We start from the raw sequence: 24,054 nt of genomic DNA on the forward strand, positions 1-24,054 counted from the left end.
ATTCACATCCTTATGGCTAGTTGTTAATAATTTCAACTTTTTGAATGAAGAAACCATTTTCGATAATTGTATCTAACAAGACATTGTCTGCATTATCAGCAATTTCTTTTAAAGTTGATAGACCTAAACCACGACCTTCACCTTTAGTAGAAAAACTTTCTTGGAACAATTCATGAATACGTGGTATATCATCTGCACATTTATTCATAACAATAAACGTTACTGAATTTTCGCTTTCAATAAATGCAACTCGAATGATAGGATCATCAATTTCACTTGATGCCTCTATTGCGTTATCAAGAATAATACCAATACTGCGACTTAAATCGATCATATTCAAATTAATGCGAGTTACTTCATCTGGTATTTCGATACTAATCGGTATATTCATTTCTTGTGCACGTAAAATTTTAGCTGTTAGAAGACCTTTAATCTCACGTACTTTAAGATTCTCAATACCATTTAACTTAAGAGCATTCATTTGTAAATTATCTTTCATAGGTACAATATTTTTATTGAAATAGTCTCGAAGACCGGTCATGTCATCTTCACGAATGTATTCTGAAAGAGTCGTTAAGATATTGACATAATCATGACGGAACTTGCGCATTTCATTATTAATTGCTTCAATCTTTAATGTGTATTCATAATAGGTTTCAATTTCTTCTTGATTACGTTTATATTTCATTTCTTTAAGAGTAAATTGAGAATAAATAAAAATTAAGATACTCAGTAATATAATAATTCCCAAGAATAAAAGCGAATACTGTTTGATTGTTGATGCATCACTCGCATCAATTTGCGAATATGCAAATAACAAAGAGAATGTTATTACTATAACAATAGTTATAACAGTAAGGAATTTTTTATTAAGAGAAAGGTATGTACCATTTATCCTTTTTAATATTCTATTTAAAATGTAGGCAAGTGCATAAGAAATTGATACATACACTACCAAAAAGATTGGTAGAACTATAAACACGCTGTGTGAAATTGTTATAATGTATGAAAAAATAATGATATAAACGAAATTTGCACAATATAAAATGATTTGAGTAACCATTACTAAAAATACAGAATATAGTCTAATTTTAAAATAGAGAAAAATTATTATAAAAATCGTTATAACAACTAGTGAAATACTTCTGATTTTGTCAAAGAAATATACTGAAGATAACACTATTCCAATAATGTATATATAATCTGATTTTTTGTATCGTATTCCACTAATAAATGCAGATATAAAGAACATTAATGAAACTTGAACAATTACAAATAAAACGTAATTATAATCATTTAATGCTTCCACTTACTATCACACTTTCTCTTATAGTTATTCGTGTAATTGAGTTAATTCTTTTGGTACTTCAGCTTCATCCAATAAAAAATCACAATTTATATAGGCGGCTCTGTAACCGATGCTGTTGAAAAAGTCAACTAAAAGCTCAATAACTTTGTTGAGTAATTTTTTCATAATTTAGTCCTCCTTTGAATAGTATATTGGTAGTAATGTAATAGCTTGTATAATAATACCCAGTTGAATAAATTGGGTATATGGTTCCTTTACAAAAAGTGTGATAATGAAAAGAATTGTACTAATTATAATTGAAAAATATCTTTTTTGCTTTACAAGCCTTGCCGGGATAGGCTTCTTCTTAGTAGCTGCAGGTGCATATTTAATCACTACGCCAACACTTAATAATGCTAAAAACATCATTAGTGTTTCATTAATATGAAAATGTAGTACTAATAGAGGTAGAACAATAAAAAGTGTAATGCTTTCTATATAACACCAAAAAGATGAAGGTGCATGTGCACCATGTGCATACCTTCTAATTAGATAAAACGATATATTAGTAATTAAAGTGAAGATAAAAATGTTTAAAATATAGGCAAGAGTATACATAACAATCAGTTTTCCTATATTTTTAGCTAAGACCTGCATCCCTAATCGTACTTGCAAAAATTGAATATGATCTAAGTTATTTCTCTTTTGAAGATACGTGGCAAACTGGTCAATTTTGTTATCAAAATAATTCAATTTTACACCACTCTCCTCACTGTTATTATACGATTTAGTACAATCTTTTATCATTATATTGCCTAACTGTAGGAAATAAATACTTAACTGTTAAATGTAATTTGTATTTAATATTTTAACATAAAAAAATTTACAGTTAAGAATAAAAAACGACTAGTTAAGAAAAAATGGAAAATAAATGCTTATAGCATGTTTTAATATAACTAGATCACAGAGATGTGATGGAAAATAGTTGATGAGTTGTTTAATTTTAAGAATTTTTATCTTAATTAAGGAAGGAGTGATTTCAATGGCACAAGATATCATTTCAACAATCGGTGACTTAGTAAAATGGATTATCGACACAGTGAACAAATTCACTAAAAAATAAGATGAATAATTAATTACTTTCATTGTAAATTTGTTATCTTCGTATAGTACTAAAAGTATGAGTTATTAAGCCATCCCAACTTAATAACCATGTAAAATTAGCAAGTGAGTAACATTTGCTAGTAGAGTTAGTTTCCTTGGACTCAGTGCTATGTATTTTTCTTAATTATCATTACAGATAATTATTTCTAGCATGTAAGCTATCGTAAACAACATCGATTTATCATTATTTGATAAATAAAATTTTTTTCATAATTAATAACATCCCCAAAAATAGATTGAAAAAATAACTGTAAAACATTCCCTTAATAATAAGTATGGTCGTGAGCCCCTCCCAAGCTCGCGGCCTTTTTTTATTGTAATAAAGTAGGGAAGAGTTAATCCTCATTATGAGATCCACCGTTAAAATATATGAATAAGTCTAATGTTGGAAAAGGTCAAAAAAATAATCAATTTAATTAAGAAAATCATTCATTTGCTAAGGGCGAAACTGGTTCTTACTGAGTTATCTATTATAAAAAAATAAACATAGGCTTATGAAAAATCGTCTCATAAATCTATGTTTAGTCATGACATGTGTTAAATATTATTTCGTGTGCTTTTTATTTATACAAATCTAATTTAATACTTTTAAATACAGGTATATTTTCGCGTTGCTGTTCTACTTCATTTAAGTTTAAATCTACAGTCAAAATATCTGCGGATTCATTTAATTCTCCAACTAAATCTCCGTTTGGATTTATAACTATCGAATGACCAGCATATTCTGTGTTACCATCGAATCCAGTGCTATTAGTTCCAATGACAAACATATTATTTTCAATTGCACGTGCCTTTAGTAAAGAATGCCAATGTTGAAGACGTGACATAGGCCATTGTGCCACATAAAATGCAATTTTAGCACCACTACGAGCAGGATATCTTAATAATTCTGGAAAACGTAAATCATAACAGATAAGTTGGGTCACATAAGTACCGTCAGACAATTGAAAGGGTTCAGCTACGTTTTCGCCAGCGGTTAAAAATTCATGCTCTCTTAACATAGGAACTAAATGAACTTTGTCGTATTCATTAATCAGTTTGCCACTTTTATTCACACTAAAAGCTGTATTAAATATTTGATTGTTTCTAATGTTAGAAACTGACCCAGCTACGATATCGACTTTATATTTTTCAGCTAAATGTTTAATAAATGAAAAACTTTGTCCTAGATTATTATCTGCTTTTTCATTTAAATGCTCTAAATCATAGCCATTATTCCACATTTCAGGTAAAACGACTACATCTACTTCAGCATTCATATTTTTTTCGAACCATTGCGTTATTTGAGTTTCATTTTTAGAACTATCTCCAAAAATAATCGGTAATTGATAAATTTGGACTTTCATAACATCACATCCTTGATAGATCTTATATATAACATACTAAAAGTTATGTTGAAACGCAAAAAACAAGCCCAGGACATAAAATCAAAGTCCTAGGCTCTACAATGTTATATTGACAGTAGTTGATGGGGCCCCAACATAGAGAAATTGGAACACCAATTTCTACAGACAATGCAAGTTGGGGTGGGCTCTAACGTAAAGAAATACTTTTTCTTTAGAAATTAGTATTTCTTATACATGAGTTTTACTCATGTATTCCTATTCTTAAGTACACATTAGCAGCGGCTAATGTGTAAGAACTACTACATAATGAATAACTAATGATTCTATATCATTTCTGTCCCATTCCCAACAATATATTGATTATTTTTTTATTACGAAACGATCTTCCACTGGATTAAATGTTTTTTCGCCAGCAGCTTCACGAATATCACCAAATGGCATTTGAGCAATAAGTTTCCAACTTTTAGGAATATTAAATTCATTTGAAGTCATCTCATCAACAAGTGGATTATAGTGTTGTAATGAAGCACCTATGCCTTTAGTAGCTAATGCAGTCCAAATTGCAAATTGATGCATGGCATTTGTTTGAGTTGACCATATTGCAAAATTATCATAGTAGTTTGGCATTTGTTCTTGTAAACCACTTACAACATCTTGATTTTCATAAAACAAAATTGTACCGTATGAATGTTTGAAGTTATCAATTTTTTGTTCAGTTGGCTCGAAATCACGATTCTCTCCCATGACTTCTTTTAAAATTGCTTTTGTGTTATCCCAAAATTTATTATTGTTGTCATTTAATAAGAGAACAATTCTAGTTGATTGAGAATTAAATGATGAAGGAACATGTTTAACTGCATGTGCAATCATTGATTCTAATTCGTCATCGCTAATTGATATTGAATCTTTCAAATTATATATTGAACGTCTTTCTTCCATTGCGTTGTCAAAAGTCATTGCTTTTTTATCTTTTTTAAATAAACCCATAATCATTACTCCTTCTTTAGTAAAGAATACTTAATAGACTTAGTATAAAATTTATACTCGAACTTGTAAAGTAATATTTACGAAAATTTCAAGAATATTAATATTCATTTTCAAATTCCAAATATAAATGCATTTTCAACGCATATTTATTATACTTAGATTAATACTTATATGAAAAAGGGAGGTGTCTCGTGAAATGTCATATCATTGGTTTAAGAAAATGTTACTTTCAACAAGTATGTTAATTTTAAGTAGTAGTAGTTTAGGGCTTGCAACGCACACAGTTGAAGCAAAGGATAACTTAAATGGAGAAAAGCCAACGACTAATTTGAATCATAATGTAACTTCACCATCAGTAAATAGTGAAATGAATAATAATGAGACTGGGACACCTCACGAATCAAATCAAGCTGGTAATGAAGGAACTGGTTCGAATAGTCGTGATGCTAATCCTGATTCGAATAATGTGAAGCCAGACTCAAACAACCAAAACCCAAGTCCAGATTCAAAACCTGACCCAAATAACCCAAACCCAGGTCCGAATCCGAAGCCAGACCCAGATAAGCCGAAACCAAATCCGGAACCAAAGCCAGACCCAAAGCCAGACCCAGATAAACCAAAGCCAAATCCGGATCCAAAGCCAGACCCAGATAAGCCGAAACCAAATCCGGATCCAAAACCAGATCCAAATCCGAATCCGAATCCAAAACCAGACCCTAATAAGCCAAATCCAAATCCGTCTCCAAATCCCAATCAACCTGGGGATTCCAATCAATCTGGTGGCTCGAAAAATGGGGGGACATGGAACCCAAATGCTTCAGATGGATCTAATCAAGGTCAATGGCAACCAAATGGAAATCAAGGAAACTCACAAAATCCTACTGGTAATGATTTTGTATCCCAACGATTTTTAGCCTTGGCGAATGGGGCTTACAAGTATAATCCGTATATTTTAAATCAAATTAATCAATTGGGGAAAGAATATGGTGAGGTAACTGATGAAGATATCTACAATATCATCCGTAAACAAAACTTCAGCGGAAATGCATATTTAAATGGATTACAACAGCAATCGAATTACTTTAGATTCCAATATTTCAATCCATTGAAATCAGAAAGGTACTATCGTAATTTAGATGAACAAGTACTCGCATTAATTACTGGCGAAATTGGATCAATGCCAGATTTGAAAAAGCCCGAAGATAAGCCGGATTCAAAACAACGTTCATTTGAGCCTCATGAAAAAGATGATTTTACAGTTGTAAAAAAACAAGAAGATAATAAGAAAAGTGCGTCAACTGCATATAGTAAAAGTTGGCTAGCAATTGTATGTTCTATGATGGTGGTATTTTCAATCATGCTATTCTTATTTGTAAAGCGAAATAAAAAGAAAAATAAAAACGAATCACAGCGACGATAATCCGTGTGTGATTCGTTTTTTATATTATGGAATAAAAATGTGATATATAAAATTCGCTTGTTCCGTGGCTTTTTTCAAAGCTTCAGGATTAAGTAATTGGAATATAACGACAAATCCATTTTGTAACATATGAATAATAATTGGAACAGCAAGTCGTTTCGTCCATACATATGCTAATGAAAAAATGACGCCCATACCAAAGTATATAGGAATAAATTTATAGTCATTATGCGCTAATGCAAAGATTAATGAGCTTACAGTCGTTGCAATAGCAAATGCGACGATACGATTACCTTTAATTGCATTAAATAATTCGCCAAAGATTACTTTTCTAAATACATATTCTTCTAATAGAGGACCAACGATTGATACGAAAAAGATAAACAATGGAATCTTACGTGCAATAACGATTAAACGCTCAGTATTTGGACTTGTTTGTTGTGTGCCAAAAATTTGAGTATATACAATACTAACTACCATTTGATAAATCATTACCAGTGCAAATCCAAGCAATGCCCATGGAATGATATATTTTTTAGGTTCTTTAACTTCTAATTCTAATTTTGTTGGATTTTTAATTTTTAAATTAATTAAAATAATCGTCGTGGCGGCGATTAAAAATAGAACAAGTTGTATGTAAATGACTGCTTTAGTCAGTTCTATGCCACTATATTGTACAAATGGTAATTTTTTTACAATGAGAAGCGGTAAAAATTGAGACAATATATAAATAATAACAGTTAGCAATGATGCCCATAGTCTTGTCATAATTTTCCTCCAAATATTTGTTTATAATTTATTTTATCGTAAATAACTTGAAGTTACAAAACTTAATTGAAAGGTTATGACTTGAAGTTTTGACCAAATTTGATTATTATAAATGTATGTTAGCACTCTATAAAGTTAAGTGCTAAACTTTAGGTTTTTTAAGGAGGAACAATCATGCTAAAACCAATTGGAAATCGTGTGATTATTGAGAAAAAAGAACAAGAACAAACAACTAAAAGTGGTATTGTTTTAACTGATAGTGCTAAAGAAAAATCAAACGAAGGCGTTATCGTTGCAGTAGGAACAGGACGCCTATTAAATGATGGTACAAGAGTGACTCCTGAAGTGAAAGAAGGGGACCGTGTCGTGTTCCAACAATATGCAGGTACAGAAGTTAAACGAGATAATGAGACTTATTTAGTTTTAAATGAAGAAGATATTTTAGCGGTAATTGAATAATATAGAATATAATTCATAGATAGATTGTAAAGAACGAAAATGAAATATGACTAAACAAATGGAGGTTTATCACTTATGGTTAAACAATTGAAATTCTCTGAAGATGCACGTCAAGCAATGTTACGTGGTGTTGACCAATTAGCAAATGCAGTTAAAGTAACGATTGGTCCTAAAGGACGTAATGTTGTATTAGATAAAGAGTTTACAGCACCTTTAATTACGAACGATGGTGTAACGATTGCTAAAGAAATCGAATTAGAAGATCCATATGAAAATATGGGGGCTAAACTAGTTCAAGAAGTCGCAAATAAGACAAATGAAATTGCTGGTGACGGTACGACAACTGCAACAGTATTAGCTCAAGCAATGATTCAAGAAGGCTTGAAAAATGTTACAAGTGGTGCAAACCCAGTTGGTTTACGACAAGGTATCGACAAAGCAGTTAAAGTTGCTGTTGAAGCGTTACATGAAAATTCTCAAAAAGTTGAAAATAAAAATGAAATTGCGCAAGTAGGTGCGATTTCAGCAGCAGATGAAGAAATTGGACGCTATATTTCAGAAGCTATGGAAAAAGTAGGTAACGATGGTGTCATTACAATTGAAGAATCAAATGGCTTGAACACTGAACTTGAAGTGGTTGAAGGTATGCAATTTGATCGTGGTTATCAATCACCGTATATGGTTACTGATTCAGATAAAATGGTTGCTGAATTAGAACGCCCATATATTTTAGTAACAGATAAAAAAATCTCTTCTTTCCAAGATATCTTACCTTTATTAGAACAAGTGGTTCAATCTAATCGTCCAATCTTAATTGTAGCTGATGAAGTTGAAGGCGATGCATTAACAAATATCGTGCTAAACCGTATGCGTGGCACATTTACAGCTGTTGCAGTAAAAGCACCTGGTTTCGGTGATCGTCGTAAAGCAATGTTAGAAGATTTAGCTATTTTAACTGGTGCGCAAGTGATTACAGATGATTTAGGCTTAGACCTTAAAGATGCAACGATTGATATGTTAGGTACTGCAAGTAAAGTAGAAGTTACTAAAGATAATACAACTGTTGTAGATGGTGACGGTGACGAAAACAGCATTGATGCACGTGTAAGCCAATTGAAATCTCAAATTGAAGAAACTGAATCTGACTTTGATCGTGAAAAATTACAAGAACGCTTAGCTAAATTAGCAGGCGGTGTTGCAGTTATCAAGGTAGGTGCAGCAAGTGAAACAGAACTTAAAGAACGTAAATTACGTATCGAAGATGCTTTAAACTCTACACGTGCAGCAGTTGAAGAAGGTATTGTTGCAGGTGGTGGTACTGCACTAGTAAATGTTTACCAAAAAGTAAGTGAAATTGAAGCTGAAGGCGACATTGAAACAGGTGTGAATATTGTACTTAAAGCATTAACTGCACCAGTTCGTCAAATTGCTGAAAATGCAGGATTAGAAGGCTCTGTCATCGTTGAACGCTTGAAAAATGCAGAACCAGGTGTTGGTTTTAATGCTGCTACAAACGAGTGGGTTAATATGTTAGAAGTAGGTATCGTTGATCCAACTAAAGTAACACGCTCAGCATTACAACATGCAGCAAGTGTTGCGGCAATGTTCTTAACAACTGAAGCGGTTGTGGCATCAATTCCAGAAAAAAATAATGACCAACCTAACATGGGTGGCATGCCAGGAATGATGTAAAAAGACTGTTGAACGCTGATTTTATAACGTTTGTAATATTGGGTGGTCATAATTTGGTCATAGAAATTTTAAAATAAATCTTTTGAGACGTTTTCCATGAGTTTACTAAACTTTTGGGAAGCGTCTTTTTTGTAAGAGTTCGTAATCTTAGCGTAGATGTTCATAGTGGTATTTATATCTTTGTGTCGCAAGCGTTCTTGTATTTCCTTAATATGCACACCAGCCTCTATAAGTAATGCACAATGAGTATGACGAAATGAATGAGTGCTTATTTGTTTATTAGTTATGTCAGTCTTTTTAAGTATAACTTTTATCCATAATTGTAGTTTTTTAATTACAAGGGGGTAGCCGTTAACATCAGTAAAAACGAAATTATTATCTACATACAATTCGTTTTTCCATGTGTCCTGAACATCCACTTTATAGTTTTTAAGTAATTTAATCACATGAGGATCAACTGGAATTTTTCCGATTGAGCTTTCAGTTTTTGGCGTAAGTATTTGATATTGCTTTTTATTGTTATTTGGATTGTAATAAGTCTTTGTAATATTGATTGTGTTATTCTCAAAGTCTATATCAGACCACTTCAATGCCAATAATTCACCTGCACGCATGCCTGTATATGCTAATGTACAAAATACTTCGAAGCTATTTTGTGGTGAATGGTGATTTTTGGCAATTTCCAGGAATTGAAATAATTCATCTTTTTCAAGAAACTTTTTATGTATCTCAGTATCTTCTAATTCTTCCACACTAACTTTCTTTTTAGGTCGTTTAATACCCTCACTAGGCATTATTCTTATTAATTTCATATCATACGCGTACTTAAATATCATATTTGTAGAGGTTACAATGCTATCAACATAATTCTTGCTATACTGTATGCTTATATCGTTTACAAAACGCTGATAATCATGTTTTTTGATAGTTTGTATTGGTTTATTGTTAAAGCGTTCTATAGCATGATGTATGGCTTTCTCGCGTGCTCTGACACTGCTCACTTTTACGTCATTTGCATATTGTGATATCCAATCGTCAGCAACCTGTTTAAATGTAGATGTGGACGGTGCGATATACTCGCCATTTCTTAATTGACGCTCAACCATTTCAGCGTGATGTTTAGCGTCTGATTTGCGTTTAAAACCTGAGTTTGAAATATATTTATATTTACCCGTTTCTGCGTCTTTTCCTAGTGATATACGATAACGCCATGTATTCCCGCGTTTTTCATAACTTGCCATTTAATCACCTGCCTTGTAGTTATAAAAAAGCTCTTCACTAATTTCTTCTTCTGTATAAAAGTTAAATAAAAATTTTAATTCATTATCGTTAAACGAAACCAATCGCTTTAAATAATCGAAAGCTGGAATAATATTTGCATTTAGAAATTCTTCTTCATTTGTTTTTTTGAATTCAATAAAAGAATTATTATAAGGGATTAAATTTATCGAAAAAGTTTGCGAGTGGAAATCAAACATTTTTTGGAACTCTTCATTCTCTTTATAAGCTTTTTGTAAGATATAAAGTACAAATTGAAAATCTAAAATTATATATTCTTTACTTTTACCATTAGCTGTTTGTTTGTAATAGAATTTTCCGCTTTTCAAAAATTTAAAAGGGAATATACCAGAAACAGCTGTCTCTACTTGTTTTTCGGTAAATAAAATAGTTAATAATATAGAATTTTCAATACTGCTATCATTTTCTTTGAAAGAACATTCAACGTTGTAAATTCTGTCATCATTTAATTTGTTAAAAATAAATATTCTTTTTTTAGAAACAGAAAATTCTGTAATTATTAGTTTTCTAAAACCACTATCCAAAACTATTAAGTCGTTTATATTACATCTAAGTTCTTTTAACAATTTTTCTAAAGTATCGAATTGTATACCCTTACTTTTTCCAGTAGATAATAAACTTAATGTATTTATAGACAATCCAGTGTTACTGGATAACTCTTTTAAGGTTTTATTCTTTTCTTTCATTACTTTTTTTAAATCAAATTTTATCATTTTAGCACCTCAATTCACTATACACTTCGGAATTTATCATATGTTGGTAAAAAACTCAATGAAAATTGTGAAAAAATAATTGACATTTTTTAAAAAGAAATATAAACTTTAATTATTACCAATATGATGGTAAAAAAATTACTATATACTTTTAAAAAAGGAGGGTGAAAAATGATGGTTTTAATTAACTTAAATTCTTTTAAAAAAGCTATGTTTTTGAAAGGTTATAATTTATCCGATTTATCTATCGAAACAGGTGTTGGAATTTCTTATCTAAGCCAAATTATGAATGGTAGGAAAGCGCCTAGTCCTAAATTGGCAAAAAATATTGCTAATGTCTTAGAAGTTGAAATTAAAGATTTATTTTACTTTGAAGGAAAGGAGACATAACCAATGTTCAATATTAATATTGATGAAAACGAAGCTCGTGAGATACTCGAACAAGCTATAAATGCACGTGTGGAAGAATTAGCGAAAGAGAAATATTTCATGACTTACAAAGAGTTGTCTAACTATCTGAATTTAAGTAAGCCTACTATTGAAGAATTACTTATTAATAATGGCATGAAATATTATATGGTCGGATCTACATACAGATTCAAAAAGTCTGATGTAGATGAATTCATGGAACAGCTTACTGCTCACATGAATATCCAGAATAACGACTTTAAACAAGTCAATATCAAAAAGTTATTGGAGGCAAGGCAATGAAAATGTACTTAACTTATATTTGCTTAGTTTCATTGTTAACAATTTTATTACTAGCAATATCTAACATGTATGTTGCTTTTAGCGTTTATGCATGGCTAATAACTTTAGGATGTAATTTAACAGGAGGATTAGAAAATGAATAATGAACAAAAAGAAGTGATTAAAGATATTTATAGCAGTTTGGAATCAGTAGCTAATAACAAATCAGAGGTATACATCCATGAATTTAAATGTGGTGAGAAAGAATGGACAGAGACAGTAAACCGTGAGCAACACTTACAAGCGATTATCGAGTGGACATTGCAACAAATAGAAAATAATTTTGAATTTGAAGAGGAGAATGAATAAGATGAATAAATTAACTAAACAGGAATACAAAAACATTGAAAATAAATTGAATTACGATCATATGGTAAATGGTAAAACACGCACTAATAAAATAAACAAACTCTTACAAAGAGAACATGATAGAGATGCTTCAATTATTAAAAGTGAATACCCTAGACTAAGTGATAGTGAGATATCAGAAGTTATTGTGGATTATAGAACTTATAAGGAGCTTGTAATAGCAACAGAAACTTTTGTTGATTTCCCTATAAATTATGAGGATTCAAATGTATGTCAGTTCATTACTAAGGAAGATATTGAAGATCTGAAATCAGCAATTGAAGAAATGACAAGTTTCGTTGAAAATTTGGAGGAACTATAAATGAATTGGGAAATTAAAGATTTAATGTGTGACATTGAAGTGATGAAACAAAAAATTAATGATGTAGCTACCAAACATGCTTGGTTTGTTGAAGATAGATTTGTAAAAAATGAATTAGAAACAAAACGGGAACATATTAATTTTTCTGCTAGCTATTTAGAACATCGTATACAAAATGAACATACAGTTGAGTTATTACATGTGTACTTAAAAGAATTCGGTGAACTTATACAAAAATTTCATGAAATAGAAAAAGCATCATCTGAGAACTTTGGCGAGGTATCAGATGACGCAAAGAATGTGAAAAAAGCATAAAATGACTTATTTAATACATTATTATTTTACCATTTAATGCTTTGTTTTAAAAGTAAATTGGAGGTATTCAATGGCGATTAAAGAAAAAGATAAAATATTAGAAGTCAATTCGCTAGAGATACCCGATGAATTAATTGAATTGCCACAATGGGTACTATGGCGAGCTGAATGGAACGAGAAGCAACAGCAATATTCAAAAATACCATATAGCTATGCTGGATATAAAGCAAGCTCCACGAACAGTGATACATGGACAATATTTGATGCGATTAATTCTATATATGAACAAAATGATAGGTATGACGGTATAGGCTTCGTAATAAGCGAACATGATAACTATATTGTGTTAGATATCGATAATGCAATTGATGAAAGTAGCCAAATTACCTCAAATTTAGCTTTAGATATGACTAAGATGACATATTGTGAGAAGTCTCCTAGTGGTACTGGCTTACACTGCTTTTTTAAGGGTGAGTTACCTAAAGAACGTAAGAAAAAGCGTAGTGACCTAGATATCGAATTATATGATAATGCTAGGTTTATGACGATGACAGGTGAGTCAATTGGGCAAAGGGAAATAAGTGATGACCAATCACTGTTAAATAATCTAGTGGAACGTTATTTTAAACAAGAAGAACTACCTGAAACGTTTATCGGAAATAATATCACTAATAAAAGTAATCTAGATGATGAAGATGTAATTAATATTATGTTGAAATCAAAACAAAAAGATAAAATCAGTAACTTATTGCAGGGCAATTATGAGCCTTATTTCGATAGTCCGAGTGAAGCTGTTCAGAGTCTGTTGCACTATTTAGCTTTCTACACTAGTAAAGATAAGGAACAAATGGAACGTATATTTTTGAATTATAACAATTTAACGGACAAATGGGGTTCTAAACGTGGCAATACCACATGGGGGCAATTGGAACTGGATAAGGCCATAAATAATCAAAGTGAAGTATATGTTAAACCTGGTAAAGAAAACCCATCTAAACTTATAAAAAAAGGCTCCTGGTGGTTCTACCCTAATGATGATACTAATAGGAAACCTAAATTCAATCACACTATTATGGCCAAATTTATTTGCCAGGAATATCACATTGTTAGATATCCAGATGCTGATAGCGATATTTATATTTATAATACTCAAACTGGGATTTATGAACTAGATAAAACAGGCCGTAAATTACGAAAAATTATTAGGAGTTTAGATAATTTAAAAGATAATTCTGTTAAAGAGGTTAGAAACTATATTGTTGATATGTGTGATGTTAGAAGTGTAGTTAATAATGAATATGTGGCTGTAAAAAATGGTCTCGTACATTATCACACAAAGATATTTAGGACATTTACACCAGATATTTTTGTCATTGATAAATTGTCGACTGCATATAATCCTAATGCTTATGATGAGTTTGTAGATACCACAATACAAAAAGTGTCGTGCAATCATGAAACAACCATTATGAATATTTATGAGATGTTTGCACAAGTATTATATCCGAAAATTTTGATTGATAAAATTATCTATTTACTAGGAACGGTTGCAGATAATGGAAAATCAACAGTACAACATATGATAAAAGCCACATTTGATAGTGGGGGGCGAATATCATCAGTGAGTCCTCAAAGGCTAGCGAACAATCATTTTGCTGGGTCTAGTATCTATGGAAAAATGGCTAATATGGTTGATGATCTGCCGAATATTGAAATTGAAGATGCTGGAAATATTAAAACGGCTATCACAGGTGGTTATTTAGAGATTGAACAAAAGGGTAAGGCCAGTCAATCAGTACGTATGCAAACGCCATTTATTATTGCTAGTAATCACTATCCTAAATTCAAAGAAAGTGGCGAACAAATTAATAAGCGATTGCATATTATCCCGTTCAACTACAGTTTTAAAGACGATCAAGAACGTTTAAGTGTTACTGAAAGTGCTAACAAGATTTATAACAAAAGCGCCAAAGAGTACGTTTTAAAATTAGCGATTGATACATTGGCTGACATGCTACAACGAGATGGCTCATATATCACACCTAATGAACGATCTGATAAAAGTGCTGAGTTATTCTCAGATAACAATAATTCTTTAAGTGAGTATCTTGAAAATAGAAATATTGATTTCTTCTTGAATAATCCAGGTGCAGAAACATACAAAGATTACAAAGTATGGTGTCACAGTAATTTTATTAGAAAGCCCGTTAATAAAGATGATTTTATCACGCTATTAGAAAATTATTATGATATTGAGTGGAAACGTTCTGTTAAATATACAGAAAATAATGTTAGATGGGGATTTAAAAAACTAAAAAGGTAGCTTTCTGCTACCTTTTACTACCATATTGCTACCCTTATAAACGTTGTCATATCAATAGTTTTGGTTGTTTTGGTAGCAGTAGTATTGTTTTTAAGAGATTGAAAATATTTTAATAATAAACATTATAAAAAATATGTACGTGAGTGTAGAAATTCTTGCTACTACTACTTTTTTTGCTTTAACCATTGGTGTGACTGGGTTTAAGTAGGTAGCGTGTGTGTAGCTTTTGGTAGCATTGAGCTACTTATTACAAGTAAAGGAGAATTTAAAATGATAGATGTAAATCAACCAGAACATTTTGATGAATTAAATGAAGATAAGAAATGTGCATTAATGGAATTTTGTAATTCGCTAGATAAAATAAAGTCTTTTAATACAAGGCATTCTTCTTACGGTTTGAAACATGTATTTGAAGCAGAATATCGTGAAGAGTTAGAAAATACATTTGAAGGTAGCTATATAACTAATGGTCAGTTTAAAGGTGCAATGTTAAAAGCTGGTTTTGATGTTAAAAATAAAACTCAATTGAACTGGCATTTTAATTTGAGTGAGCGAAGTATAAAGAATCTAGGGGATAGTAAAATTTATAAAAGTATAAAAGGAGCACGTATTTAATATGAATATAGAAATTATCGCAAACCAATTTGAAACACGAGCAGGCACGTTACTAAGGTACTACACTGGATTATTAGAACATAGTAAAGTACAACCGTATTGCTTTAAGTTATACAATGATCCGTTTGATATGGTTTATGTGATGATGAACGGGAAGTTATTCGGTCATGTATATATTAAAGATTGTAAAGTAAGGCAATCATTTGAATTAGCGTCACCTAAGCACACTGAGGGGCTTATAAGAAGCATAGAGGGGCATTATGTAGGTTATGAATTACATGATGGTAAACAGCTTTCTATTAGTGATGTGATGGCTAGTCAATTGTTTGAAGATGAGTATTTTATGTATGGATTACAAACATATGCAGAATCAAATAATAGTGATGTGTTTGAGTACCTAGAAAATGGATTTGATACAGATACACTTGAGGGCATTCAGTCAAGTAATACTGATGTGATATCGAATATTGAAATGTTGTATCAGATAGCTACGGGAATCAATGAACCAGCACGAGAGTTAGTTGAGGGATTAAAATTAGTAACTGAGTTTGTACAAGATGAGAATGCGACACAAGAGGATTACAAGGCTTTAGAACGTAAGTTAACTGAGTTGAAGTCATCTTATTACAGTTTGAATAAGTAATTAAATATGGAGTCACACGTGGTGTGTGGCTCCTAATGTAAAAGTATAAGGTATAGAAGTTTTAAAATGTAAAGGTTGCAACAATAGTGAGTTAATAGATAGGTGTGCGAAATTAAAAAAAGTGTGAAATGTTGATATTGAGCTGTTTTATGGCTTTGAAAATAATAAGGTTATATAAAGGTGTTAGCTTTTAAAATCGGAAGGTATACAGTCTTTGAGAATTGAAAAAATGGCAAGATTTGTGCAAGGTGTGCGAACTTTGTTAACGCTAATACAAGCTAAAGTTTGTGTTTTTGGTATAGGCCTAAAAGTTAAGTTTGTTCGCTTTTTGTTCGTGTTATTTTACCGAACTTAAGTTCTGTATTAGGTTAATGTGAAAAGCCTAACGTTAAGTTTATAACATGATTTTATAAGTGTTATATATGATAAGCTAAACAATTGATGAAACGCGCTATAAAGCGAACGTAAGTTTGTTTCAGGCCTGTAAAAATGGTATAATTTAGGTATGAAATAATTAAAAGAAAGAGGTGTAGAAATGCAAAGTATCGCAGAAAAAGAGACGTATCATTTACCCACCGAACACCTGCAAGTTTTCAATGTGATAAAAAATACGTCCAATAAGTATATTACTAAAACTAAAATCTTAAATCAATTGGGATATGAATATAATTCAAGCAATGAACGATGGTTACGAAGAGTAATCAATTCATTAGTATATGATTATAGCTATCCTATCGGATGTAGTTATAAGCCTAATGAACGTGGTTATTACATCATTACGACAGAACAAGAGAAGCAACAAGCAATGATGAGTATTAAGAAATTAGCTGATGGCAGTATGAAACGCTATGAAGCTTTGAAACGAATTGAAGTGTAAAGGGGATAAAAATGAAAACTGAATCGTACTTTAAAGAATACAACCAATTTGTAATAGATCAACACAAGGCTATACAAGAATTGGAACAAGAGCGTAATGCATTGGAGAGTAAAATAAAGTTAGATAAGTCCACATACAAACAGTTAATCATGGATGGACAAGATGATAAAGCAGATAACCTATATCAAGCAACAGATGCTGATGAAAAGAAACTAAAAGCACTTAATAAACGCTTAGAGACAAAGAAAAGTGTATCGAAAGAAGTTAAATATCAAAAGACAATTGAATTATTAAAACATCAAAGCGAGTTGTCATCATTATATGAATCAGAAAAGCAATCAGCTTTAGGAAAATTAAAAAAGGTAGTCGATGCATATAATGAGATCATTGATGAAATAGAAGATATTAATGATAGATATGAAGATGAGCATCAGCAATATGCGAGTATTTATAGTCAAGAACAATTATATGATGATAAAGAGGCTAGGGAAGCATTGAATGGCTACTTTAGAGAAAATATATTTACATCATATATTAATGGTAATGATTTGCCATACGAACACAATAACAAGTTGTTTTTAAAACGTTAAAAAGAAAGGGTAATTAAATGGAAACAAAATACGAGTTAAATAATACTAAAAAGGTCGCAAATGCATTTGGTTTAAATGAAGAAGATACAAATCTATTAATAAATGCAGTTGATTTGGATATTAAAAACAATATGCAGGAGATTTCAAGTGAGTTACAACAATCAGAACAGTCTAAGCAAAAGCAATATGGTACAACGCTACAAAATTTAGCTAAGCAAAACAGGATTATTAAATAGCAATGATTGCCTATCCAATTCGGGTAGGCTCTGTTTATAGGGGTGAATAAATGAAACTGCTTAAAACGAAGAATTGTTTATATTATCGTAATGGTGACAATAAATTATCTGATTATCAACTATTAACGCAATTTAACCCAGCATTTATTAATAAGAAAATTAAGATGTGTGAATTCCAAATTGAAAGTATGTACCATATGAGTGCATCGACAACAACATGTGATGAAATAATGGGGGTCGTGTCTGTCTCATATCCAATTGAAAAACTAGTTATCAAAATTATTGAAACAAAGGCAAGATTACAAAACTATAAAAATCGATCTATAAGTAATATGGTGTTGTTGAAAACGGTACTAAATCATTATACAGAAAAAGAGCAGAAGCAAGTTGTAAAATATATGCGTTCAAATGGACGATATAAGCCATACAGCGTCATTGAACGCTTACAGGTTGATTTGTATCAAGCAAGTATTAAACAACGTTCAGAACGTCAAAAACAAAGAAATACAGCAATTGAAAATAGCAAGATTGCACGAGTAAATGCTTATCATCAATCTTCACATGTAAAAGTGGTGTAACAATGGATAAACAGCAAATAAAAGACTTCGTTTGTGATTATCATGAGCGAACTAGAAGTGATGTATTAATAGATGATGATATAAATACTGATGAATTCTTTTCAATAGGTGATGAAAATTCTAATGAATGGATGACAGACGATAACATTGATGATCATATTGTAAAGAATCACTTAGAAATGATTGTTGACCGAGTAGCTAATGATAAAGAGTTTTATATTTTCGATTCTTTGATACAAGGACGTAGTTTTAAAGATATTAGCAATGTCTTAGAGTGTTCAGAACAATCTGTAAGATTATGGTATGAAACTTTATTAGATAAAATTGTGGAGGTGATAGAATGAGTGATTTAACAGCAAAACAAGCGCGTTTTGTGAATGAGTATATAAGAACACTTAATGTAACACAAAGTGCCATAAAAGCAGGCTATAGCGCAAATAGCGCACATGTGACAGGGTGTAGGTTATTGAAGAAGCCACACATCAAGCAATATATACAAGAACAAAAAGATAAGATTATAGATGAGAATGTATTAACCGCAAAAGAGTTACTACATGTGCTTACGAATGCGGCAGTCGGTGATGAAACAGAAACGAAAGAAGTTGTAGTCAAGCGTGGAGAATATAAAGAGAATCCACAAAGTGGCAAAGTACAGCTAGTCTATAACGAACATGTTGAACTGATAGAGGTACCAATTAAGCCTAGTGATCGTTTAAAAGCTCGTGATATGTTGGGGAAATACTATAAGTTATTTACAGATAAGCATGATATTAACGGCAATGTGCCTATATTCATTAACATTGGTGAATGGGACGGAGACGATGAGGAATTAGATAAGGCAGTGAAAGATGTATCTAACACTAATCCTGATCATACTGTGATTGTGGATGATATACCGTTAGAGGATTAATGAGGAATATTTACAGATAAATAAGATGTGAATCTTGTGGCACCAGAATTTGTTGATGATATAAAGAGATTTTAGAAATAAAGAAAACAGCAAGTTTACTTGTCGAAATGTGATGCTTGAAGAATGATTACTTACTAATTTAGGTACATATTATAAATCGGATTATCGATTCAATAAGGTTGTATTTAATAAATATTATATGTCAACATTTTTAAATTAACTTGACAAATTTAAGTGAATGTATGGTAAAAAATGTTGAAATGTACTATATTATAAATAAGGGTTGCATATAAGCAACACATCTTGGCGAATACACATAAAGATATTTATTGTTTTTGTGTACGAATTATAGAAAGCATATACACGGTGACAGCGTAGGGACGCTGTCATTTTTGTTTACAGAAAATGAATTAAGGAGGAAATATACTTTGATTTCTAATATTTCAATTTTTGCAAAAGACGATAAAATGCAAGTTAGTGATAAGTTTAATCAAATAGTCGCTAAAATGGATTATTTAAAAAACAAAAGGAATCATTTAGTTCATAGTTCCAAAATAGCAGAAGATGAAAAAAAGTTTTTAGAAACCTATATTAAAATAGAAAAATATAATGAAAGTAATATCTATTTAAAAGATGATAAAGTTAATATAAAGAGAAAGTTGAATCAAAATAATTTTGATTTTGAAATGGTTAAAGACATTTTTGAAATCAGAGAAGAATTAGTTGATTTAGAGATAGAAGACTTAAGTATTAATAATATAGAAAGCTCATATATTTTTGAAAGCACTTTTTTTGCTGATGTATTAGATGATGTGAATTTTGCAAAAAAACAAAATTTACAAAAAAAACGTAATTCGAAATCACTTGAAAGTGAAAATGTTTACAAAGATAAAAAGAAATTGTTGAATACAGACATAAAAACAAAATTTGATATGGTGACGTTATGATAAAAAAAATAAAAGATATAATAAAATTGGAAGTTAATTATTTAAATAGGATTGATAAAGATAATACTGACAATGATGGGATAATATTAAAAGCAAATAACAATGTAAATTTACCAAATGAAGATAATGAAGCTTATGTAGAAATTATTTTTACTATGAGAAGTGTAGAATCTAATTCATGGGAAAATGAGAAAAATAAAAAGAGAATTTTAGATGATGAAAATGATCAAAATATAATTGGCAAATTAAGAGTTAATTATAAAATAATATGTGATTTCAGTACAGAGAGGGAAGAAAAAATGAGAGATGCACTTTTAGAAATTATAGAACCTTATTTCAGAAAAGAAGTTGAAACTTTATTGTCAAATATGAAATTACCAAATTTTATTCTTCCTTACAGGTTTTGGGAAAATGAAGATAACTAATATAAGATTAAAAAGTGCAAATAAAAAAAGTGTTAAAAAACTTTACTTTCTTGAAGGTATAGATGCTATAGAAAAAATAGAGAATAATTACGAAAAAAAAGTTTTTTTAGTCTCTATACTTGAGGGGATCAGACAATACTCAACACAAAATTATAAAATAGAATGTGATTTTAAAAAATTTCATTATAGAATATTTCAGTATTATAGGATAATTAAGAGAAAATTAAAAGAGACAGTAAAAAATTTTGATGAAAAACAAGTACAGACGTTATCAAAAATTTATAATAAATTATGCAATGTTAGTGATAAAAATAATTATATTGGACAAATTTTGGAGTATACTTATATAAAATATATCAGAACTGAGGATTCTGTGTATAAAATTGGTCATGAACCAATAGTATATCATAAACGTAAATCACTGCATGGAAAAGAATCTTATAGCAATAGATTATTAGATTTTGTGACTATAGAGAATAGAAAGACGATAATTTTATGCGAATGCAAAGCGAACTTGCAAAGAGAGTTTCAAGGTTTAATCAAGCATTTTAATAAACCATTTAGACAGAAGTTACAGTTGATGAATCATTTAGAAGATAAGTTAAAGCAATGCCATTCTGGAAATGAAAAACCTAATAACTTTGTAGAAATCAAAAAAGTATTAGTAACTGCATTTGCGCCGACTAATCAACAAAACTTACCTAGAAGATATCAACGAGAAATACCCATACTTACAATTAGCGATATGAAAAATATGGTGTTATAAATTTATTTGAAGAACAACTTTTAAGGGCATAAAAAAGGCATAATGTTGGTGATAAGGGCAAAGTGTATGAAAATATTAATAAATTAGGTAATATAAGATGTTGAGAAACGCCCTGTGCTGCAGTGGGGAATGAGTGTGTATAACTAGATATGTTTATCGTAAATGTGGCGCCTTGAAATATGGCTTTAAACATCGCTGGTCAATCGATATTCGAGATTGGTCGAAGATTAAAACATGTGGAAGAAAATGACCTAGCACATGGAGAATTTGGTAATTGGTTGAAAAATATCAACTTAGATAGAACACAAGCTCATCGTTTCATTAAAGTTTCTGAAGAAATTAAAGATGTTGGTACATACCAACATTTAGGTCTGAGAGCTTTATCGGAAATAGCTAGCTTACCTGTACCAGTACGCATCAAAGTACACATAACATCAAACGGCAAAACTAAAATTCCATACTAAATGTTTATGAATTTAACTGCAGAACTCAATTTTGAGCCTTGTAAAATTACATAAATTAGTTATATAAATATTATTTATGGGTATTATATAAACGGGAGGGGCAACGTTATTACTTGCCTATTAGAACATGGAATGGTTCTGCCCCAACTAGTCAGGTACTAGGCGATTAATGGGGAGAAATCAGTTGAAATGACATAGTCATGTCTATTTAAGCAGGTGTGTAACACACCTGCTTTCTATTTACATTTAAAGATAAAATGTGCTATTATTTTACTAGAACTTTTTAACATTTCTCTCAAGATTTAAATGTGCATAACAGGCAGGTACTACGGTACTTGCCTATTTTTATGTAAACATATTAGGTGTATGTATAAATTTAGGGTATTGATTATAGATACTTAATATATGGCGGAATGGTTGAAAAATGATAAAGTGAGGAAAGTGTTTGACTTTCATTAGTATTAGTACTTTTAATGATTTTATTTTTAATGTGTATAGTAATTTATAAAATTGAAAGTTATCTAACAGTTAAGAAAATACTAAAACAATTACAAATAAATATTACATTGTCTTGGATTACCAAATGGTAATTGAAACCTCAGATCTTTAGTTTAAAGCTAATTTTAATAATGCAAACATTCAAGCAAGTTTAAGGGTTGGTGGATAAAGAGAAAAAAATAATAGGGTATAGAATTAAGTTTTTTACCCTATACCCAGTTTTATATGAAGCAAGTAAAATCGGCAGCTGAATGGCTGGTTGATTTTGAGCAAAGATTTATTAAGATATGTCTTGTCATATTTCTCTTTATCATTTTGTCATTACTATAAGATATTTTTAAAAGTGCTACATTAGATTAAGAGTTATAGCTAGCCTTCGGGCTAGTTTTAAAAAAGAAATGAACATAGCCTAAAAAGACTCTTAATACTATTAAAGTTGCTAATGTAATTTCAAAAAATAAGAGCCATTCCCAAATTTCTGGGTACGTTAGTACAGGTAAACTATTTTTTAAGGCAGTTGCTGAAATTACTAAAGGAAAAGTGAAAGCTGAAAATACTGGTGAAAACGGCTCTTTTAGCAACTTTGGAAGTTTAAATATAATATAAAAATAAAAAAACTGAGCCAATACCAAAAGAATAATAACGATTAGATCATTTGCCTTAGGAAAAGTTATAACATATGCCGCAGCAACTAAAGAAAATGGTGCACAAATTGTGGAAGTGTTCGGTTTAATAGACGTTTGCAATGGATACGTTTTTAATCGTTTGAATACTATTGGTAAGACAATACATGTTGCTAAAAAACCATATATAACTGATAATTTTCCAATTAAATAAAATCCGCTGATTGGTGCTGTTAATCCAGCAATAGCAATACCAATATAAAGCACTGTCCATGATGGATAAACATTTTCGAGCGAGAACCTTTTTAAATATTTAATTGAAAAAATAATCATATGTATCATAATCCCCATAAGACATAAGAGCCATAAGGGTGTTATTAAGCTAGTGATAATGGTTACATCACTAAAATACGTATTTAAATAAGTGGTTCCCAAAAATCCAGACATGAAAAATGTTGTGAACACAGATGAAACTAGAGGGGTATTCAATTGTTCTTTAACATTTTTAAAATTATTGAGAATAGTACATAAAAGGTGAACCCAAATAAAGAGGGCAAAGATACCACAAATAGCATTTAAAACAAGTGATATGTCTTTCAAGAGATTGCCCAACCCCAACAAACCTAAGATCAATCCCGATGTTACTAAAGGTGCTTTTTGAAGTCTCATGATTTAAAACCTTCCTTTT

At 30.7% G+C, this 24,054-nt stretch carries 32 protein-coding genes and 2 pseudogenes; 25 read left to right on the plus strand and 9 right to left on the minus strand.

Features of this window, described 5'->3' with window-relative positions:
* Positions 1–16: 16 nt before the first annotated feature.
* Genes NST10_RS13400 through NST10_RS13410 form a run of 3 tightly spaced genes read right to left on the minus strand, consistent with a single transcriptional unit; the run spans position 17 to position 2,041 of the window.
* A complete protein-coding gene (locus tag NST10_RS13400; protein ID WP_000387814.1) occupies positions 17–1,309 on the minus strand; it encodes a GHKL domain-containing protein in 1,293 nt (430 codons plus the stop codon).
* 24 nt (positions 1,310–1,333) lie between these two features.
* Positions 1,334–1,474, minus strand: coding sequence for a cyclic lactone autoinducer peptide (locus NST10_RS13405; protein ID WP_000735197.1), 141 nt, complete (start codon positions 1,472–1,474; stop codon positions 1,334–1,336).
* A gap of 3 nt (positions 1,475–1,477) precedes the next feature.
* The gene (locus tag NST10_RS13410; protein ID WP_001105709.1) at positions 1,478–2,041 is read right to left on the minus strand and encodes an accessory gene regulator AgrB; all 564 of its coding nucleotides are present in this window, start codon (positions 2,039–2,041) and stop codon (positions 1,478–1,480) included.
* 289 nt (positions 2,042–2,330) lie between these two features.
* Between NST10_RS13410 and hld the strand changes: the two genes are divergently transcribed.
* Positions 2,331–2,411, plus strand: a complete 81-nt coding sequence (gene hld, locus NST10_RS13415) for a delta-hemolysin (RefSeq protein WP_000046022.1) — start codon at positions 2,331–2,333, stop codon at positions 2,409–2,411.
* A 601-nt stretch (positions 2,412–3,012) separates the two neighbouring features.
* Here the strand turns inward: hld and NST10_RS13420 are convergent.
* Positions 3,013–3,798, minus strand: coding sequence for a carbon-nitrogen family hydrolase (locus NST10_RS13420; protein WP_000867948.1), 786 nt, complete (start codon positions 3,796–3,798; stop codon positions 3,013–3,015).
* 360 nt (positions 3,799–4,158) lie between these two features.
* Positions 4,159–4,785 (minus strand): nitroreductase family protein, encoded by a 627-nt coding sequence (locus tag NST10_RS13425; RefSeq protein ID WP_000522388.1) that lies wholly within the window; start codon positions 4,783–4,785, stop codon positions 4,159–4,161.
* Between the two features lie 196 nt (positions 4,786–4,981).
* Here NST10_RS13425 and NST10_RS13430 point away from each other — a divergent pair, with 196 nt between their 5' ends.
* Positions 4,982–6,205: an SdrH family protein gene (locus NST10_RS13430; protein WP_123073101.1), complete on the plus strand. Its 1,224-nt coding sequence runs from the start codon at positions 4,982–4,984 to the stop codon at positions 6,203–6,205.
* Between the two features lie 24 nt (positions 6,206–6,229).
* On the opposite strand, the gene mroQ is transcribed toward NST10_RS13430, so the two are convergent.
* Complete coding sequence (mroQ, locus tag NST10_RS13435; protein ID WP_000197638.1) at positions 6,230–6,973, minus strand: CPBP family intramembrane glutamic endopeptidase MroQ; 744 nt, start codon at positions 6,971–6,973, stop codon at positions 6,230–6,232.
* A 174-nt stretch (positions 6,974–7,147) separates the two neighbouring features.
* On the opposite strand from mroQ, the gene groES reads away from it, so the two are divergent.
* Together groES and groL are read left to right on the plus strand one after the other, a co-directional pair.
* Positions 7,148–7,432, plus strand: a complete 285-nt coding sequence (gene groES / locus NST10_RS13440; RefSeq protein WP_000917289.1) for a co-chaperone GroES — start codon at positions 7,148–7,150, stop codon at positions 7,430–7,432.
* A gap of 75 nt (positions 7,433–7,507) precedes the next feature.
* Positions 7,508–9,124, plus strand: coding sequence for a chaperonin GroEL (groL, locus tag NST10_RS13445; protein ID WP_000240651.1), 1,617 nt, complete (start codon positions 7,508–7,510; stop codon positions 9,122–9,124).
* 68 nt (positions 9,125–9,192) lie between these two features.
* On the opposite strand, the gene NST10_RS13450 is transcribed toward groL, so the two are convergent.
* Both NST10_RS13450 and NST10_RS13455 read right to left on the minus strand, forming a co-directional pair.
* Positions 9,193–10,365: a tyrosine-type recombinase/integrase gene (locus NST10_RS13450; RefSeq protein WP_000179348.1), complete on the minus strand. Its 1,173-nt coding sequence runs from the start codon at positions 10,363–10,365 to the stop codon at positions 9,193–9,195.
* Positions 10,366–11,136 carry a helix-turn-helix domain-containing protein gene (locus NST10_RS13455; RefSeq protein ID WP_000589126.1) on the minus strand — a complete coding sequence of 257 codons (771 nt, stop codon included), beginning with the start codon at positions 11,134–11,136 and terminating at the stop codon, positions 10,366–10,368.
* A gap of 171 nt (positions 11,137–11,307) precedes the next feature.
* Between NST10_RS13455 and NST10_RS13460 the strand changes: the two genes are divergently transcribed.
* The 21 genes and pseudogenes from NST10_RS13460 (at position 11,308) to NST10_RS13560 (ending at position 22,994) form a co-directional block, all read left to right on the plus strand.
* Positions 11,308–11,526 carry a helix-turn-helix transcriptional regulator gene (locus NST10_RS13460; protein WP_000989513.1) on the plus strand — a complete coding sequence of 73 codons (219 nt, stop codon included), beginning with the start codon at positions 11,308–11,310 and terminating at the stop codon, positions 11,524–11,526.
* Positions 11,527–11,529: 3 nt separating this feature from the next.
* On the plus strand, positions 11,530–11,847 hold the full coding sequence (locus NST10_RS13465) for a helix-turn-helix domain-containing protein (RefSeq protein ID WP_000481969.1): 318 nt from the start codon (positions 11,530–11,532) through the stop codon (positions 11,845–11,847).
* Positions 11,844–11,990, plus strand: coding sequence for a hypothetical protein (locus NST10_RS13470; RefSeq protein WP_000784885.1), 147 nt, complete (start codon positions 11,844–11,846; stop codon positions 11,988–11,990). The genes NST10_RS13465 and NST10_RS13470 overlap by 4 nt, the downstream gene beginning before the upstream one ends.
* Positions 11,983–12,195: a hypothetical protein gene (locus tag NST10_RS13475; RefSeq protein ID WP_001058497.1), complete on the plus strand. Its 213-nt coding sequence runs from the start codon at positions 11,983–11,985 to the stop codon at positions 12,193–12,195. Before NST10_RS13470 ends, NST10_RS13475 begins: the two co-directional genes overlap by 8 nt.
* Before the next feature lies 1 nt (position 12,196).
* Complete coding sequence (locus tag NST10_RS13480) at positions 12,197–12,556, plus strand: pathogenicity island protein (RefSeq protein ID WP_136624639.1); 360 nt, start codon at positions 12,197–12,199, stop codon at positions 12,554–12,556.
* Positions 12,557–12,871: a DUF1474 family protein gene (locus NST10_RS13485; RefSeq protein ID WP_063650259.1), complete on the plus strand. Its 315-nt coding sequence runs from the start codon at positions 12,557–12,559 to the stop codon at positions 12,869–12,871.
* Positions 12,872–12,941: 70 nt separating this feature from the next.
* Positions 12,942–15,194: a phage/plasmid primase, P4 family gene (locus NST10_RS13490; protein WP_339210384.1), complete on the plus strand. Its 2,253-nt coding sequence runs from the start codon at positions 12,942–12,944 to the stop codon at positions 15,192–15,194.
* Between the two features lie 270 nt (positions 15,195–15,464).
* Positions 15,465–15,809 (plus strand): hypothetical protein, encoded by a 345-nt coding sequence (locus NST10_RS13495; RefSeq protein ID WP_000567972.1) that lies wholly within the window; start codon positions 15,465–15,467, stop codon positions 15,807–15,809.
* Between the two features lies 1 nt (position 15,810).
* The gene (locus NST10_RS13500) at positions 15,811–16,452 is read left to right on the plus strand and encodes a pathogenicity island protein (protein ID WP_136624638.1); all 642 of its coding nucleotides are present in this window, start codon (positions 15,811–15,813) and stop codon (positions 16,450–16,452) included.
* Positions 16,453–16,987: 535 nt separating this feature from the next.
* Positions 16,988–17,329 (plus strand): hypothetical protein, encoded by a 342-nt coding sequence (locus tag NST10_RS13505; protein ID WP_023604825.1) that lies wholly within the window; start codon positions 16,988–16,990, stop codon positions 17,327–17,329.
* An 11-nt stretch (positions 17,330–17,340) separates the two neighbouring features.
* Positions 17,341–17,919 (plus strand): hypothetical protein, encoded by a 579-nt coding sequence (locus NST10_RS13510; protein ID WP_000846277.1) that lies wholly within the window; start codon positions 17,341–17,343, stop codon positions 17,917–17,919.
* A gap of 17 nt (positions 17,920–17,936) precedes the next feature.
* Positions 17,937–18,155 carry a capsid morphogenesis B protein gene (locus tag NST10_RS13515; protein WP_000448775.1) on the plus strand — a complete coding sequence of 73 codons (219 nt, stop codon included), beginning with the start codon at positions 17,937–17,939 and terminating at the stop codon, positions 18,153–18,155.
* A gap of 50 nt (positions 18,156–18,205) precedes the next feature.
* The gene (locus tag NST10_RS13520; protein ID WP_023604826.1) at positions 18,206–18,733 is read left to right on the plus strand and encodes a spore coat protein; all 528 of its coding nucleotides are present in this window, start codon (positions 18,206–18,208) and stop codon (positions 18,731–18,733) included.
* A gap of 131 nt (positions 18,734–18,864) precedes the next feature.
* A complete protein-coding gene (locus tag NST10_RS13525) occupies positions 18,865–19,077 on the plus strand; it encodes a hypothetical protein (RefSeq protein ID WP_025174984.1) in 213 nt (70 codons plus the stop codon).
* Positions 19,074–19,643, plus strand: a complete 570-nt coding sequence (locus NST10_RS13530) for a terminase small subunit (protein WP_339210388.1) — start codon at positions 19,074–19,076, stop codon at positions 19,641–19,643. Before NST10_RS13525 ends, NST10_RS13530 begins: the two co-directional genes overlap by 4 nt.
* Before the next feature lie 428 nt (positions 19,644–20,071).
* Positions 20,072–20,590 carry a hypothetical protein gene (locus NST10_RS13535; RefSeq protein WP_000624990.1) on the plus strand — a complete coding sequence of 173 codons (519 nt, stop codon included), beginning with the start codon at positions 20,072–20,074 and terminating at the stop codon, positions 20,588–20,590.
* Positions 20,587–21,015 (plus strand): hypothetical protein, encoded by a 429-nt coding sequence (locus NST10_RS13540; protein WP_000591858.1) that lies wholly within the window; start codon positions 20,587–20,589, stop codon positions 21,013–21,015. Before NST10_RS13535 ends, NST10_RS13540 begins: the two co-directional genes overlap by 4 nt.
* The gene (locus NST10_RS13545; RefSeq protein WP_000705255.1) at positions 21,002–21,781 is read left to right on the plus strand and encodes a hypothetical protein; all 780 of its coding nucleotides are present in this window, start codon (positions 21,002–21,004) and stop codon (positions 21,779–21,781) included. Before NST10_RS13540 ends, NST10_RS13545 begins: the two co-directional genes overlap by 14 nt.
* 236 nt (positions 21,782–22,017) lie before the next feature.
* Complete coding sequence (locus NST10_RS13550) at positions 22,018–22,245, plus strand: hypothetical protein (protein ID WP_061642086.1); 228 nt, start codon at positions 22,018–22,020, stop codon at positions 22,243–22,245.
* Positions 22,246–22,316: 71 nt separating this feature from the next.
* Positions 22,317–22,415, plus strand: a pseudogene (locus NST10_RS13555) (hypothetical protein); the annotation flags it as partial.
* A 303-nt stretch (positions 22,416–22,718) separates the two neighbouring features.
* A pseudogene (locus tag NST10_RS13560) lies at positions 22,719–22,994 on the plus strand (hypothetical protein).
* 105 nt (positions 22,995–23,099) lie between these two features.
* Here the strand turns inward: NST10_RS13560 and NST10_RS13565 are convergent.
* On the minus strand, positions 23,100–24,035 hold the full coding sequence (locus tag NST10_RS13565) for a TDT family transporter (protein WP_061642085.1): 936 nt from the start codon (positions 24,033–24,035) through the stop codon (positions 23,100–23,102).
* Between the last annotated feature and the right edge of the window lie 19 nt (positions 24,036–24,054).

It is taken from the genome of Staphylococcus sp. FSL W8-0305 (assembly GCF_037966415.1).
Lineage (GTDB): Bacteria > Bacillota > Bacilli > Staphylococcales > Staphylococcaceae > Staphylococcus > Staphylococcus aureus.

What these genes read in the sequence shown, in the direction of transcription:
- NST10_RS13405 (WP_000735197.1), bottom strand. Translation starts at nt 1,474, where the DNA reads ATGAAAAAATTACTCAACAAAGTTATTGAGCTTTTAGTTGACTTTTTC.
- hld (WP_000046022.1), top strand. Translation starts at nt 2,331, where the DNA reads ATGGCACAAGATATCATTTCAACAATCGGTGACTTAGTAAAATGGATT.
- NST10_RS13420 (WP_000867948.1), bottom strand. Translation starts at nt 3,798, where the DNA reads ATGAAAGTCCAAATTTATCAATTACCGATTATTTTTGGAGATAGTTCT.
- NST10_RS13425 (WP_000522388.1), bottom strand. Translation starts at nt 4,785, where the DNA reads ATGGGTTTATTTAAAAAAGATAAAAAAGCAATGACTTTTGACAACGCA.
- NST10_RS13430 (WP_123073101.1), top strand. Translation starts at nt 4,982, where the DNA reads ATGTCATATCATTGGTTTAAGAAAATGTTACTTTCAACAAGTATGTTA.
- mroQ (WP_000197638.1), bottom strand. Translation starts at nt 6,973, where the DNA reads ATGACAAGACTATGGGCATCATTGCTAACTGTTATTATTTATATATTG.
- groES (WP_000917289.1), top strand. Translation starts at nt 7,148, where the DNA reads ATGCTAAAACCAATTGGAAATCGTGTGATTATTGAGAAAAAAGAACAA.
- groL (WP_000240651.1), top strand. Translation starts at nt 7,508, where the DNA reads ATGGTTAAACAATTGAAATTCTCTGAAGATGCACGTCAAGCAATGTTA.
- NST10_RS13450 (WP_000179348.1), bottom strand. Translation starts at nt 10,365, where the DNA reads ATGGCAAGTTATGAAAAACGCGGGAATACATGGCGTTATCGTATATCA.
- NST10_RS13455 (WP_000589126.1), bottom strand. Translation starts at nt 11,136, where the DNA reads ATGATAAAATTTGATTTAAAAAAAGTAATGAAAGAAAAGAATAAAACC.
- NST10_RS13460 (WP_000989513.1), top strand. Translation starts at nt 11,308, where the DNA reads ATGATGGTTTTAATTAACTTAAATTCTTTTAAAAAAGCTATGTTTTTG.
- NST10_RS13465 (WP_000481969.1), top strand. Translation starts at nt 11,530, where the DNA reads ATGTTCAATATTAATATTGATGAAAACGAAGCTCGTGAGATACTCGAA.
- NST10_RS13470 (WP_000784885.1), top strand. Translation starts at nt 11,844, where the DNA reads ATGAAAATGTACTTAACTTATATTTGCTTAGTTTCATTGTTAACAATT.
- NST10_RS13475 (WP_001058497.1), top strand. Translation starts at nt 11,983, where the DNA reads ATGAATAATGAACAAAAAGAAGTGATTAAAGATATTTATAGCAGTTTG.
- NST10_RS13480 (WP_136624639.1), top strand. Translation starts at nt 12,197, where the DNA reads ATGAATAAATTAACTAAACAGGAATACAAAAACATTGAAAATAAATTG.
- NST10_RS13485 (WP_063650259.1), top strand. Translation starts at nt 12,557, where the DNA reads ATGAATTGGGAAATTAAAGATTTAATGTGTGACATTGAAGTGATGAAA.
- NST10_RS13490 (WP_339210384.1), top strand. Translation starts at nt 12,942, where the DNA reads ATGGCGATTAAAGAAAAAGATAAAATATTAGAAGTCAATTCGCTAGAG.
- NST10_RS13495 (WP_000567972.1), top strand. Translation starts at nt 15,465, where the DNA reads ATGATAGATGTAAATCAACCAGAACATTTTGATGAATTAAATGAAGAT.
- NST10_RS13500 (WP_136624638.1), top strand. Translation starts at nt 15,811, where the DNA reads ATGAATATAGAAATTATCGCAAACCAATTTGAAACACGAGCAGGCACG.
- NST10_RS13505 (WP_023604825.1), top strand. Translation starts at nt 16,988, where the DNA reads ATGCAAAGTATCGCAGAAAAAGAGACGTATCATTTACCCACCGAACAC.
- NST10_RS13510 (WP_000846277.1), top strand. Translation starts at nt 17,341, where the DNA reads ATGAAAACTGAATCGTACTTTAAAGAATACAACCAATTTGTAATAGAT.
- NST10_RS13515 (WP_000448775.1), top strand. Translation starts at nt 17,937, where the DNA reads ATGGAAACAAAATACGAGTTAAATAATACTAAAAAGGTCGCAAATGCA.
- NST10_RS13520 (WP_023604826.1), top strand. Translation starts at nt 18,206, where the DNA reads ATGAAACTGCTTAAAACGAAGAATTGTTTATATTATCGTAATGGTGAC.
- NST10_RS13525 (WP_025174984.1), top strand. Translation starts at nt 18,865, where the DNA reads ATGACAGACGATAACATTGATGATCATATTGTAAAGAATCACTTAGAA.
- NST10_RS13530 (WP_339210388.1), top strand. Translation starts at nt 19,074, where the DNA reads ATGAGTGATTTAACAGCAAAACAAGCGCGTTTTGTGAATGAGTATATA.
- NST10_RS13540 (WP_000591858.1), top strand. Translation starts at nt 20,587, where the DNA reads ATGATAAAAAAAATAAAAGATATAATAAAATTGGAAGTTAATTATTTA.
- NST10_RS13545 (WP_000705255.1), top strand. Translation starts at nt 21,002, where the DNA reads ATGAAGATAACTAATATAAGATTAAAAAGTGCAAATAAAAAAAGTGTT.
- NST10_RS13565 (WP_061642085.1), bottom strand. Translation starts at nt 24,035, where the DNA reads ATGAGACTTCAAAAAGCACCTTTAGTAACATCGGGATTGATCTTAGGT.